At 70.2% G+C, this 12,702-nt stretch carries 14 protein-coding genes; 9 read left to right on the top strand and 5 right to left on the bottom strand.

Annotated features, from left to right (window positions below; all coding sequences use genetic code 11):
• Positions 1–102 precede the first annotated feature (102 nt).
• The 8 genes from ABD332_RS29480 (at position 103) to ABD332_RS29445 (ending at position 9,140) form a co-directional block, all read left to right on the top strand.
• Positions 103–750: a hypothetical protein gene (locus ABD332_RS29480; protein WP_344505538.1), complete on the top strand. Its 648-nt coding sequence runs from the start codon at positions 103–105 to the stop codon at positions 748–750.
• Between the two features lie 166 nt (positions 751–916).
• A complete protein-coding gene (locus ABD332_RS29475) occupies positions 917–2,086 on the top strand; it encodes a hypothetical protein (protein WP_344505536.1) in 1,170 nt (389 codons plus the stop codon).
• Positions 2,087–2,309: 223 nt separating this feature from the next.
• Entirely contained in the window at positions 2,310–3,695 is a 1,386-nt protein-coding gene (locus ABD332_RS29470) for a glycoside hydrolase family 43 protein (RefSeq protein ID WP_344505534.1), read from the top strand.
• Positions 3,692–5,146: a family 43 glycosylhydrolase gene (locus ABD332_RS29465; RefSeq protein WP_344505533.1), complete on the top strand. Its 1,455-nt coding sequence runs from the start codon at positions 3,692–3,694 to the stop codon at positions 5,144–5,146. The genes ABD332_RS29470 and ABD332_RS29465 overlap by 4 nt, the downstream gene beginning before the upstream one ends.
• Complete coding sequence (locus tag ABD332_RS29460; RefSeq protein ID WP_344505532.1) at positions 5,143–6,522, top strand: family 43 glycosylhydrolase; 1,380 nt, start codon at positions 5,143–5,145, stop codon at positions 6,520–6,522. Before ABD332_RS29465 ends, ABD332_RS29460 begins: the two co-directional genes overlap by 4 nt.
• A gap of 7 nt (positions 6,523–6,529) precedes the next feature.
• On the top strand, positions 6,530–7,945 hold the full coding sequence (locus tag ABD332_RS29455; protein WP_344505531.1) for a glycoside hydrolase family 43 protein: 1,416 nt from the start codon (positions 6,530–6,532) through the stop codon (positions 7,943–7,945).
• Positions 7,946–8,004: 59 nt separating this feature from the next.
• Positions 8,005–8,463: an NUDIX domain-containing protein gene (locus ABD332_RS29450; RefSeq protein WP_344505530.1), complete on the top strand. Its 459-nt coding sequence runs from the start codon at positions 8,005–8,007 to the stop codon at positions 8,461–8,463.
• Positions 8,460–9,140: a 2-phosphosulfolactate phosphatase gene (locus tag ABD332_RS29445; protein WP_344505529.1), complete on the top strand. Its 681-nt coding sequence runs from the start codon at positions 8,460–8,462 to the stop codon at positions 9,138–9,140. Before ABD332_RS29450 ends, ABD332_RS29445 begins: the two co-directional genes overlap by 4 nt.
• Here the strand turns inward: ABD332_RS29445 and ABD332_RS29440 are convergent.
• Both ABD332_RS29440 and ABD332_RS29435 read right to left on the bottom strand, forming a co-directional pair.
• Entirely contained in the window at positions 9,115–9,696 is a 582-nt protein-coding gene (locus ABD332_RS29440) for a hypothetical protein (protein WP_344505528.1), read from the bottom strand. The two genes, ABD332_RS29445 and ABD332_RS29440, sit on opposite strands and share 26 nt — an antisense overlap.
• Before the next feature lie 58 nt (positions 9,697–9,754).
• Positions 9,755–10,354: a TetR/AcrR family transcriptional regulator gene (locus tag ABD332_RS29435; RefSeq protein WP_344505527.1), complete on the bottom strand. Its 600-nt coding sequence runs from the start codon at positions 10,352–10,354 to the stop codon at positions 9,755–9,757.
• A gap of 23 nt (positions 10,355–10,377) precedes the next feature.
• On the opposite strand from ABD332_RS29435, the gene ABD332_RS29430 reads away from it, so the two are divergent.
• On the top strand, positions 10,378–10,764 hold the full coding sequence (locus ABD332_RS29430; protein WP_344505526.1) for a cupin domain-containing protein: 387 nt from the start codon (positions 10,378–10,380) through the stop codon (positions 10,762–10,764).
• Positions 10,765–10,774: 10 nt separating this feature from the next.
• On the opposite strand, the gene ABD332_RS29425 is transcribed toward ABD332_RS29430, so the two are convergent.
• From ABD332_RS29425 to ABD332_RS29415, 3 genes are all read right to left on the bottom strand, one after another.
• Positions 10,775–11,512 (bottom strand): hypothetical protein, encoded by a 738-nt coding sequence (locus ABD332_RS29425; protein WP_344505525.1) that lies wholly within the window; start codon positions 11,510–11,512, stop codon positions 10,775–10,777.
• A 258-nt stretch (positions 11,513–11,770) separates the two neighbouring features.
• Positions 11,771–12,088: a hypothetical protein gene (locus ABD332_RS29420; RefSeq protein ID WP_344505524.1), complete on the bottom strand. Its 318-nt coding sequence runs from the start codon at positions 12,086–12,088 to the stop codon at positions 11,771–11,773.
• The gene (locus ABD332_RS29415; RefSeq protein WP_344505710.1) at positions 12,085–12,297 is read right to left on the bottom strand and encodes a hypothetical protein; all 213 of its coding nucleotides are present in this window, start codon (positions 12,295–12,297) and stop codon (positions 12,085–12,087) included. Before ABD332_RS29415 ends, ABD332_RS29420 begins: the two co-directional genes overlap by 4 nt.
• Positions 12,298–12,702: the final 405 nt, after the last annotated feature.

The raw sequence follows: 12,702 nt of genomic DNA, 5'->3' as shown, positions 1-12,702 counted from the left end.
GATCGGCGGCGAAACAGCAGGCCGTTGACAGGCTGTACACAGGAAGCCACCGCACGCTGAGTTCCAGTCGAACACCATGATCGAACTGGAAGGACACCTACCGTGCGTCGCACTGTGAAGATCAGCATCGCCGCCGCCAGCACCGCCGTCGCGGGCGCGCTCCTCTTCGGCATCCCCGCCGTCGCCGCCACCACGGCGCCGTCCCCCTCCGCCAGCAGCTCCGCCGCCGCCCCCGGTCACCAGCGCGGCGGCGGCGACCACACCGCCGTGACCGGCGACGAGCTGGCGAAGGTGACGGCGGCGATGAAGGCGAAGGACTCGTCGGTGACGGTGACGAGCGTGCGGAAGGATCCGGACGGCTCCTACGACGTGTTCGGCACGAAGGACGGCGCGAAGGTGATGTACGACGTGAGCGCCGACCTCAAGACCTTCACCGCCAAGACCGGCAAGGGCGGCGGTGACGGCAAGGGCGGCGGCCGCGGTGACGCGGACACGGCGGTGACCGGCGACGAGCTGGCGAAGGTGACCGCGGCGACGAAGGCGAAGGACTCGTCGGTGACGGTGACGAGCGTGCGGAAGGACCCGGACGGCTCGTATGACGTCTTCGGCACCAAGGACGGGACGAAGGTGATGTACGACGTGAGCGCCGACCTCAAGACCTTCACCGCCCGGACGGGCAAGGGCGGTCAGGGCGGCGAGGGCGGCGGCAGGGGTCCGAAGCCCACCGCCACCGCCAGCCCCACGAGCTGAGCCACGCCGGGACGCCTTCCGGGACGGTCGTCTCGTCCGACCCGGAGGGCGTCCAGCGGCACCGGAACGAGCGGGTGCACGTCTGTACCATCGCGCGCATGGAGCCAGACCCTCGACCGCTGTCGGTGTCGGACGTCGAAGCGCTGTCCGGCGTGCGGGTCCGGCCGTGACCCGGCGGCGGGAGACGTCGCCGCCGCGGCCGATCACGCCGGGCGACGTGGTCGCGGCCTATTCCGAGGAATTGGGTGAGTGGACCGCGGCCCAGGTGACCGACCTTGACCCGGCGGGGCGAACGGCGGGAGTGCTCGAGCTGGACTGGTCCGGGCCCGAGCCGTCCTCGGTCGAGGAGCTGGGTGCGCTCGTCCCGCTCAGACTGCACCACCATGCCCACGACGGCAGGCTCTCGCACTGCAACTTCGCGTGGGTGCTCCCGCGCAGCTACAAGGTGCTGGGCAACGTGCCGCTCCTGCACGAGCGCAAGTCGAACAGCTATTCGTCGGGCTGGAACATCGGTGACCAACTGGCGTGGCAGCGCCAGTGGGAGCGCGGCGAACGAAGTCCACATCGCACCGGCGGCCGATCGTTGCTCGGCGCCGAGCTGGCCGACCTGGTCGCCCGGTCCGAGCCGTTCACCGAGGTGCGGATCCTGACCGTCACCGGGATCGCCGTTGTGGACGGTGACGACGTGGCCGCCCTCTTTCCGAATCTGACGCACCTGAAGTTGTCCGGAACCCTCGGTACCCTCAACGGTGCGGCCGGCCTGAATCGGCTGCGGAGCCTGAAGTCGCTGCACCTCATCGACCTGTTCGGCATGTCGGCGTCGGACTGTCTGTCGAGCACGGCGGTGCCGGGCCTGGAGATGCTGTGGCTGCACAGCGTGCCGGCCGAGTACGCCACCGCGATGAGCGAGATGTGGGCGAGGGAAGCCGGCAACGGCACCCTCGTCGAGATCAGCAGCCCCCGAGATTCCGGCTGGGTCGCCGAGAACCGCGACAATCCACTGCGCGACTGGGACGGCCGCGAACACATCAGCGCGGCCCAGTACCGCAGGTCCGTACGCCAGTTCATGACGACCCGGCGAGCCGTCCTCGACGTGCTCGCCGCGCCCGGCGGCGACACGGACGAGGCACGCCTGACCGACCTCGGTTCGGAGTTCGGCGAGGCGTTCAACCAGTTCGACGGCATGGACGACCCGTTCATCGAGACCGTCGAACGGGAGGAGCTGTTCGACGCCCTCGACGCCATCGTCGACGAGGCCGAGGCGGCGCACGGCCGCACGTTCGCGACCGCCCGCGAGTTCCTCGTCGCCGGCGTCGAAGAGGTCCGGGACTGGTGACCAACCGGCGTTGATCCGGCCGGTGCGCTCTTGACACCAGAAGTGTTATCGCTAACATTCTCGGAAAGTCACGCATCGACGGGCGTCCGCCACTCGGCCGTCGATGGCACCCCTTCATCGTTATGCGCAGTGATCGGTCGCCCGCGCCGTCAGGCCTGTGGGCGGCTGTCCGCGGCGTTCCATGTGAGCGCTAACAAGCACCCCTGCAGAGAGGTCTGCCATCGTGCACCTTCGTCGTCGTACCTTCGTCCAGCTCACCGGGTTGTCGGCCGCGGCCGCCGCGGTCGGGGTCGCCGCCACGCCCCGGGCGGCACTCGCGGCGAACAGCGCCTACGTGTTCGTGTACTTCACCGAGACGCCGAACCAGAGCGGCGCCAACTACGGGCTGCACGTCGCGGTGAGCACCGACGGGCTCAACTGGGCGCCGCTGAACCAGAACAACCCGGTCGTCACCCCGACCGCCGGCACGCTCGGCCTGCGCGACCCGTTCATCCTGCGCAAGCAGGACGGCACGTTCGTCATCCTGGCCACCGACCTCAACGGCACCGACTTCGGGCAGAACAACCAGTACCTGCACGTGTGGGACTCGACGGACCTGACCAGCTTCACCGGCTACCGGCGGATCAAGATGCACAACCTGGCGACCCACACGTGGGCGCCGACCGCCTTCTGGGACGCCTCGCGCGGCCAGTACGGCATCGTCTACTCCGCGAACAACGGCAGCGACGTGTTCATGGTCAACTACACGTCGGACTTCCGCACCGTCAGCGCCAACCAGGTGTACTTCAACCCTGGCTTCTCCGTGCTCGACGGCGACATCGTCGTGGACGGCTCGACGTTCTACCTGTACTACAAGAACCTCGCCAACGGGCTCACCTACGGCGCCCGCTCGTCCACCGGCGCACCCGGCAGCTACACCACGTACACCGCCGGGCTGAAGCAGGGCAACGCCATGGAGGCGCCGATGCTGGTGAAGGCCAACAGCGGCTCCGGGTGGTGGCTGTGGGGCGACTCGTTCAGCCCCGTCAACAACGACTACTACGCCTGGTCGACCAGCAACGTCGGCGGCGGCGCGTGGACGGTGCTCAACCAGCGCGACTACACCCCGCCGCTCAACGCCAAGCACGGCTCGATCGCCGGCATCACCACCGCCGAGTACAACGCGGCCGTCACCCGCTGGGGGCTGCCGGGCTGGGTGCGGCTCAAGTCGTCGAACTTCCCCGACCGGTACGTGCGGCACGCCAACAACGTCGCCCGCATCGACCCGTACCCGTTCGACCCGTACCAGGACCAGCTGTGGAAGCTGGTGCCCGGGCTCGCCGACAGCGCGGGCGTGTCCTTCCAGTCGGTGAACTACCCGACCCGCTACCTGCGCCACTACAACTACGAGCTGCGCCTGGACGCCAACGACAACACGGCCGCGTTCCGCGCCGACGCCACCTTCTACCGCACCGCCGGCCTGGCCGACTCGACGTGGTCGTCGTTCCGCTCGTACAACTTCCCGGACCGCTACCTGCGGCACGCCAACTACGTGCTGCGCATCGACCCGCTGAGCGCGTCGTCGAGCGCGACCGACCGGCAGGACGCGACCTTCAAGGTCACCTCGTGAGACGCGTGCTGCTGCTGGTCGCGGCGGTCCTTCTCGCTGTGGTCGCCGCTCCTGTACGGGCCGAGGCCGGCCCGGCGTTCACGAACCCGTTGAACAGCTCGGGTCCCGACCCGTACATGACCTGGTACAACGGCAACTACTACCTGATGACCACGCCGTGGAGCGGCCCGCTGACGATGCGGAAGGCGCCCACGATCGCCCAGCTGAAGACGACCACCCCGACGGCCGTGTTCAGCGCGCACGCCGCCGGCCGGGACCGCAACGTCTGGGCGCCGGAGTTCCACCTGCTCAACGGCCCCAACGGGCAGCGCTGGTACATCTACTACTCGGCCGGCAACGGCGACATCGAAGGCCAGCGGGTACACGTCCTGGAGAGCGCCGGCCTCGACCCGATGGGCCCGTACACGTACAAGGGCATGGTCTTCGGATCGAACAACTGGTGGGGCATCGACGGCAGCGTCGTCACCATCAACAACCAGCTCTACTTCATGTGGTCCGGGGTGCCGACCGTCCTGTGGCGCGACAGCGACCCGCACATCTACCTCGTCGCGATGAGCAACCCGTGGACGGTCACCGGCGCCCGTACCGCCATCTCCGAACCGATCCTGGACTGGGAGCGGCAGGGCACCCCGATGAACGAGGGTCCGGTCGCGATCCAGCACGGCGGCCGCACGTTCATCACGTACTCCGCGAGCGCCTGCCAGGGGCCGGACTACAAGATCGGGCAGCTGACGTACACCGGCGGCGCGGTGCTGTCGGCGTCGTCGTGGGTGAAGAAGTCCACGCCGATCTTCCAGCGCAACGACGCCGCCGGCGTCTACGGCCCGGCGCACCACGGGTTCTTCAAGTCCCCGGACGGCACCGAGGACTGGATCGTCTACCACGCGAACGCCTCCGCCTCCGACGGCTGCGGGTCCACCCGTACCACCCGGATCCAGCGCATCAGCTGGAACGCCGACGGCACCCCGAATCTCGGCGTCCCGGTCGCCACGGGGACCGTGCTCGCGCCGCCGTCCGGTGAGCCCGCCGGGCCCGCCGTGACGACGTGGCGGCTGCAGTCGTCCAACTTCCCGGACCGCTACGTGCGGCACGCCGACTATGACGTCCGCATCGACCCCAACGTGAGCCCAGCCGCGGACTCACAGTGGAAGGTCGTGCCGGGGCTGACCGGCGGCACCGGGTACGTCTCGCTGGAGTCGACGAACTTCCCCGGCTACTTCCTGCGCCACTCCAACTACGACTTCTCGCTCGTCCGCAACGACGGCAGCGCCGCGTTCGCCGCCGACGCGACCTTCCGGCAGGTGGCCGGCCTCGCCGACGCCGCCGGGGTGTCGTTCCAGTCCTACAGCCACCCCGACCGGTACATCCGCCACTACAACTACCTGCTGCGCCTCGACCCGATCAGTACGGCGACCGCCCGCGCCGACGCGACGTTCCGGCTCGTCGCGTGAGGCGCGCCGTCCTCCCGGTGCTTCCGGTGCTCGCGGTCCTGGCCGCGGTACTGCCGGGCACACCCGCTCTCGCCGCGCCGACCGTACCTACGGGCGCGCGCTCACTGGAATCCGTCAACTACCCCGGCCGGTACATGCGACAAGGCCAACTCGATCCGGTGTCCGCGTCCAGTGACGCCCAGACGAAGGCCGACGCGACGTTCACCGTCGTCAACGGGCTCGCCTCCCCGGCGTGCTACTCGCTGCAGACGAAGAGCGGGCTGTTCCTGCGGCACCGCGACTTCCGGCTGCGGGTCGACGCGAACACCGGCGATCCCATGTTCCGCGCCGACGCGACCTTCTGCCCCGTCGACGGCTCCGTGGCCGGGTCGGTCGCGTTCACCTCCTACAACTATCCGTCCCGCCGCATCCGGCACCGGGACTTCGCGCTGTGGCTCGACCCGTTCCAGGACACCGCCGCGTTCAAGGCCGACAGCTCGTTCCGCGTCACGGCACCGTGGACCCCCAAGACAAACAAGGGCCCCGTGATCCCCGGCCTGTTCGCCGACCCGCACCTCACCGTCTTCAACGGCCGCTACTACCTGTACCCGACCACCGACGGGTACGCCGGCTGGAGCAGCCCCTACTACAAGGCGTTCTCCTCCACCGACCTGGTGAACTGGACCGACCACGGCGTGATCCTCGACCTCGGCCCCGACGTGGCGTGGGCCGACAACTCGGCGTGGGCGCCCGCGGTCGCCACCCGCAACGGCCGCTACCACCTGTACTTCAGCGGCGGCGCGGCCACCGGGGCGAAGCAGCTCGGCGTCGCGGTCGCCGACACCCCGACCGGCCCGTTCCGCGACGCCCTCGGCCGGCCCCTGGTCCGCGGCGACCAGTTCAGCGGCGGGCAGGCGATCGACCCGATGGTGTTCACCGACACCGACGGCCAGTCGTACCTGTACTGGGGGCAGGGCGTCGCCCGCGCCGTGCGGCTCAACGCCGACATGACGTCGTTCGACCCCGCACAGGTACGGGTCGTCACCCCGGCCGGCTACAACGAGGGGTCGTTCGTGTTCAAACGCAACGGCACCTACTACCTCATGTGGTCGGAGAACGACACCCGCAGCGAGGACTACCGGGTGGCGTACGCGACCGGGCCGTCACCGCTCGGCCCGTGGACGAACCGCGGCGTGGTGCTGCAGAAGCGCCTCGACGCCGGCATCAAGGGCACCGGCCACCACTCCGTCGTGCAGGCGCCCGGCACCGACACCTGGTACATCGCCTATCACCGCTTCGCCGTGCCCGCCGGCAACGGCACCAACCGCGAGACCACCATCGACCCGCTGGCGTTCAACGCCGACGGCACCATCCGCCCCGTCGTCGTCTCCTTGTAGGAGCATCATGCGCAAACTCCTCGTCGCGATCCTGCTCGCCGCCCTTACGGTCGCGTTGCCGAAACCCGCCGCCGCCGCGGACCCGTTCACCGGCTACCTGATGGCCCACTTCACCGGCGAGTCGTCGACCGCCCAGCAGATCTACCTCGCCCACAGCAAGGACGGCCTGCGCTGGACCGACCTCAACAACGGCGGTCTCGTGCTCAGCTCCAACGTCGGCACCCGCGGGGTGCGCGACCCCGCACTGGTCAGGTCGCCGGCGGGGGACCGGTACTGGATCATCGCCACCGACCTGTGCATCGGCTGCGGCCAGGACTGGCCGACGTCCATCAACAACGGCAGCCGCAACCTCGTCGTCTGGGAGTCCACCGACCTGGTCAACTGGTCCGCGCCGTGGCTGCTCAACGTCGCCGGCGCCATCCCCGACGGCCGCAACGCCTGGGCGCCCGAGGCGATCTGGAACCCGGCCACCAACGACTACGTCCTCTACTGGGCCACGAACGTGCCCCTGAACGGCGCGACCAAGCACCGCATCTACTACGCCCGCACCTCGAACTTCCGCACGATCACCACGCCGCAGCCGTACATCACCCGCCCCGGCGCACAGGAGATCATCGACACCCAGATCGTCGAGGTCCCCGCCGGCGTCGGCAACTACCGCTACGTCCGCACGTCCGGCGACGGCCAGATCACCATCGAGGGCAGCAACTCGATCCTCGGCACGTGGACCACGCTGGGCAACCTCTCCGGCATCGGCCTCACCGGCTCCCAGGTCGAGGGCCCCATGTGGGTCAAGTTCAACACCGGCAACTCCTGGGCGCTCTACCTCGACCAGTACGCCTCGGGCCGCGGCTACATGCCGGTCCTGACCGGCAACCCGTCCAGCCCCGCCGCCTACCAGCTGCCCGCGTCCGGCTCCTACAACATGGGCGGCACCAAGAAACGCCACGGCGCCATCCTCAACCTCACCGCCGCCGAGGAGAGCCGCGTCCTGTCCCGCTGGCCCAGCACCACGACGATCAACCGGCTCCAGTCGTACAACTTCCAGGACCGCTACGTGCGGCACGCCAACTACGACGTCCGCATCGACGCCTCGGTCTCGCCGGCCCAGGACGCCCAGTTCCGCCTCGTCCCCGGCCTGGCCGGCACCGGCACCGTCTCCATCCAGTCCGTCAACTTCCCCGGCTACTACCTGCGCCACTGGAACTACGACTTCGTCCTCGCCGCCAACGACGGCACCACCACCTTCGCCGCCGACGCCACCTTCCGCCAGGTCGCCGGCCTCGTCGACGCGTCGTGGACGTCCTTCCAGTCGTACAACTTCCCCGACCGGTACATCCGGCACAGCAACTACCTGCTGCGCATCGACCCCATCACCACCGCCACCGCCCGCGCCGACGCCACCTTCCGCATCACCACCTGAGACCGGCGGCCGGCGCCCCACCGCCAACGGGCGCCGGCCACCGCCAGTAGGGTTGCCCGGTGCCTGGTGAACGCTTCCGCATCGCCGCCGCCGTGTACGGGATCCTGCGCGCCGACGGTCGGCTGCTGCTCCTGCGGCGGGCGGGGACGACCTTCCGGCACGGGCAGCTGAGCCTGCCTGCCGGCCACCTCGACGGCGGCGAGGACGCGCTCTCCGGGCTCGTGCGGGAGCTGCGGGAGGAGCTGGGCATCGAGGCCGACCCCGGAGGCTGCCGGCTGGCGCTGCTCCTGCACACCGCCCCCGAGGACGCCGACGACCAGGAGTACTTCCACCTGTTCTTCACCGTCGACCGGTGGACCGGCGACCCCGTCATCAACGAGCCCGGCAAGTGCAGCGAGCTGCGCTGGGCCGACCCCACCGACCTCCCGCCCGACGTCGTCGACTACGTCGCCGAGGCCCTGGCCGCCATCACCCGCGGCGAGACCCTCGCCCTGCGCGGCTGGGTGACGGGCCCGTGACGGTAGTGGGCATCGACGCCGACGTTCCCGCCGGCCGGGTGGTGGTCGTGATCGACGTGATCCGGGCGTTCACCACGGCGGCGGTGGCGTTCGAGCGCGGAGCGGCGGAGATCGTGTGCGTGGGGTCCGCCCCGGAAGGCAGGGCGCTACGCGACCGGCACCCCGACCGGCTGCTCATCGGCGAGGTCGGCGGGCTCAAGCCGGACGACTTCGACCTCGGCAACTCGCCGCTCGACATGGCCGCCGCGGACGTCAGCGGCCGCAGCCTGATCCAGGCGACCTCCAACGGCACCCGCGGCCTCGTCCGCCACCCGGATGCCGCGGCGCTGCTCGCGGCCTCCGCCGTGAACGCCGCCGCCACCGTGCGCTGGATCGCCGAGCATCACGCGGGCGTGCCGTGGACGATCGTGTGCACGGGGCGGAGCGCCGAGGACTGGGCCTGCGGACGGCACTTGGATCTGTTGTTGGGCGGGTCCGCAGCCGACAGCGCCGAACTGGTCGCCGGCATCAGGGAGGGCGCCGCCCAGCAGGCGCTCCGGTCGGCGGGCCGCCCCGCTGACGAACGCGTCGACCTGACCCGCGACCTGCCGCTGTGCTGCGACGTCGACCGGTCGGCGTTCGCCATGGTCGGCGAGCTCCGCGACAACCGCGTCACCCTCGCCGCCGTGCCCTGCTGAACAGCCCGCGCCCGGTCGGGTCACCGAGCAGGTCGGCCTGGCGGCGCTTCAACGTGGCGAACGAGCTGCTCGCGTACTCCAGGACACCGTCGGTGGGGTAGCGGATGAGTGCGATCTGGTCGGTCAGATCGCCCGCCGCCCAGCGGGCGACCAGGATCTCGCTGGATGTCACGTGGGCGCACAGGTGCAGCAGTACGGGCGGCATCGACGGCTCGATGAGCAGGTCGGCGCGGCGGACGACCACTTCCCGAGCCCGCTGGATGTTCGGCAGGAAGGCGGTGGTGAACCACAGGCGCCACTCGGCCAGTTCGGCGTCGGTCGGTGGTGTGCCGCCGGGGTCGAACATCGACCTGCCGTCGGGCCGGACATGAAGCCGCCACGCGTCGAAGACCTGCCCGTTGGCGGACAGGGCGGCCAGCAGCGGCCCGTAGAACTCGCTGAGCTGCTCGTTGACCCGCGCCAGCCGCTCCTGGCGCCGGGCCAGATACATGTTGGTCAGATACGTGCCGACGATGCCGACGAAGGCGAGCACGATCGCGAGCGCCGCGGCTGACATGCGGGCCAGCATATATAGAGCGGCCGACATGCCCTGCCGGCATCGAGAGGTGCGGGGCTCAGGTGGTGAGGGCGGCGGCGAGGAGGGCCTGGGCGGTCCGGCGTACGGTCTCGGCGGCCTCGGCGTGGGTCTGGCCGGCGATGTCGAGCAGCCAGATGAGGGTTTCGATGCCGGTCGCGGACCTGATGGCGACGGCGAGCGCGTGGAGGTCGACGTCGGGGTGCGTGTCGCGCAGCGGGGCGAGGGCGTCCTCGATCCAGCCGATCGCCCGGCCCTGCCGCAGCGCCGGGCGGCCGCCACCACTGCCGCCTTTCTCGTCGAGCGAGAGTCGTAGCGAGGTGCGCAGCTGTGGCTCCCAGTCCATGTTGTACCGGCTGAACGCGGCCATGAACGCGTCGAGCCGCGCCCGGGGTTCCTGCGGTGCGTCGGGGCCGAGCAGCGTGTCCGGCGAGATCTGCGGGTGGGCCGCCATGAGCAGCGAACGCTGGTTGGGGAAGTAGCGGTACGCGGTCGTGCGGGACACCCCGGCCCGCTCGGCGGCGTCCTCGACCTGCGGGGTCGAGCCGTCCGCGAGCATCTCACGGGTCGCGTCGACGAGGGCCTGCCGGGTCCGGGACTTCTGCTGCGTTCTGCCCGTCGTCTCATATGGTACCGCCATGCCCATCATGGTACCGTAGTCCCATGAACGGTCAGGACCCGGTCGTCACCGACCCGAATCTGTACAGCGTCCTGTTCGAGAACGAGCGGGTGCGGGTGCTCCAGTACCGCGACCGCCCGGGCGACCGGACCCACCCGCACAGCCACCCGGACAGCGTGATGGTCACGCTCAGCTCCTTCCAGCGTCGCGTCTCCAGCGGCGACCGCCACGCCGACATCGAGCTGACCGCCGCCCAGGCCCGCTGGGTCGGCGCCCAGGAGCACACCGGCGAGAACATCGGCACCACCGACAGCCATGCCGTCTTCATCGAGCTGAAGGAGCCGGCCCCCAACCCGGCCCCCAACCCGGCCCCCAACCCGGCCCCCAACCCGTCCCCCGGCGCGGCCCCGCTCGGCCCGTCCAACCACTGACCGCGTCGCGTCAGTCCTCGTCTGCCGCCCTGGCGTCGTGGACCGCGATGCACCGTGCGGCCAACCCGGCAACGTTCGGGTCGTCGGCGTAGATCGCCGTCCAGATCTCCTCTTCGAGGGCGATCGCCTCGGCTTCCCAGGGCGCCGGTGTGTCACCTGCCTCCCGCAACACGGCGGCGCACCGCGCGACGTAGGCGGCGCCGTAGATCCGGTTCATCGATTCGTCGGGCCGGAACGTCCAGGGCCGCGGTTCGTCGAACCGTTCGAAGCCCAGCGCCCGGACCGCGGCGTACACCATGTCGTAGGCATCGCCGTCGGTGGACAGCGCGGCCGGGATCGCGCCGGCCGGTGGGTGGAGCCCGCTGGACTCCGCCCAGCGCTGGAGGTCGGCGGTGACGTCGTCGACGCTCCGTGCGGGCGGATCAGGAATGTGCTCGAACGCCTCGCGCTGCGGGCTGGGTTCCGGCAGGTGGAAGTGCGAGTGCGTGCCGTCGGGCAACACCAGGTAGACGTTGGCGCAATAGCCGTCGCTGATGTGTGCGCCGAGCACCGGGCCGCCGGTCGCCGCGGCGAGCCGCCGGGCGGCCTCGGCGACGTCGGGCGTGCCCCACCCCTGCGTCTCCACGAGCTGCCAATCGCCGCCCAGCGACCGCAACTCCCAGTGCATGTAGCCGAACCCGGCCATCGCCGGCTCGTGCGCGAGCAGCCCCGGCACCGCCGCGACGACGATCGAACCCCAGAAGTCCACCGCAGCATGCTAGTGCCGTGAGTCGTTGATTCGTTATCAGTGGGTACGGTGGTTGTCGGCCGTTGCCGACAGCAGTGCCGATCGTGCTCACTGATGATGAACAGGAGCAGTTGCTGGCGTGGTCGCGTCGTCCGTCGAGTGCGCAGGCCCTTGCGTTCCGGTCGCGGGTGGTGCTGGCGTGCGCGGCTGCCGGTGCGGCGGCGAATGGGCAGATCGCGCAAGATCTCGATGGGGTCCGCCACGCCCGGCATTCAACCATCAGACGGACGTGGTCACCAGGCAGATCAGGACGAACACGGTCGCGCCGATGAGCGTGCTGGACAGCGCGCCCCGTCCGAACGCCCGCGCGTACGGCTGGGTCATGCACACCCCGCAGACGAACACCCCGACCGGCACGATCGCCAGCTCCGGGATCACCAGCAGCACCATGAACGACCGCGCCTCCGGGTCGCCGTTGACGATGAGCTGCAGGATCAGGAACGCCATCAGCAGCACGTGCGGCAGCGCGCCGAGGACCGCGCCGAGGGTCTGGCCGCGGGCCGGCGGCGTGGCCGCCGGCCCGACGAACGGGGTCATCGAACCGACCCGTACAGGCCGGTGTTGATGGCCGCCATGCTCTGCCGCACCGAGTTGCTGCTGTAGTCGCCGTCCCAGTAGTTCGTGTGGTTCAGCGTCGGGTCGAAGTCCAGCCCGAACTGCTTCGCACCGAACACCCAGTCGGTCGGGCTGACGCCGAAGGCGTACCAGAGCCGGCGGGACCGGCTTGGACGCAGGGATGTTGGCACAGACGGTGACCTTCGCTTCGGTGGGTGGGAGCGGCAAAGCGTAGGAAACCGGCGCCCTTCAAGGTCAACACCGGGATCGCCGGTGGCGTCACCGGTGTGCCGCGGTGTGCCGCGGTGTGCCGCAGTGTGCCCGGACGCCCGTTGTCACGGGGTGTGATCTGACCGGCCGGTGGACACCCGTCGGTGGACGCCAGCGGCTCGCGGCGGCCGACGCAGTCGTGGTCCCAGAAGGGGGCCGAGTAGACGAGGGCGCCGGTCATCCAGGGTTCGTAGGCGGACAGGCGGATGACCTGGAAGCCCTGGTCGGGGATGCGCAGGGACGGTTTGCGGAAGCCGTGGTCGCCCGCGGGGGTGAAGCCGGCGCGGGCGTAGTAACCCGGGTCGCCCTCCAGGAACACCAGCGGG

This window comes from Dactylosporangium maewongense (assembly GCF_039531485.1).
Taxonomy (GTDB): domain Bacteria; phylum Actinomycetota; class Actinomycetes; order Mycobacteriales; family Micromonosporaceae; genus Dactylosporangium; species Dactylosporangium maewongense.
Note: the sequence above shows the minus strand (reverse complement) of the source record. Positions and strands in the feature narration are given on the sequence as shown.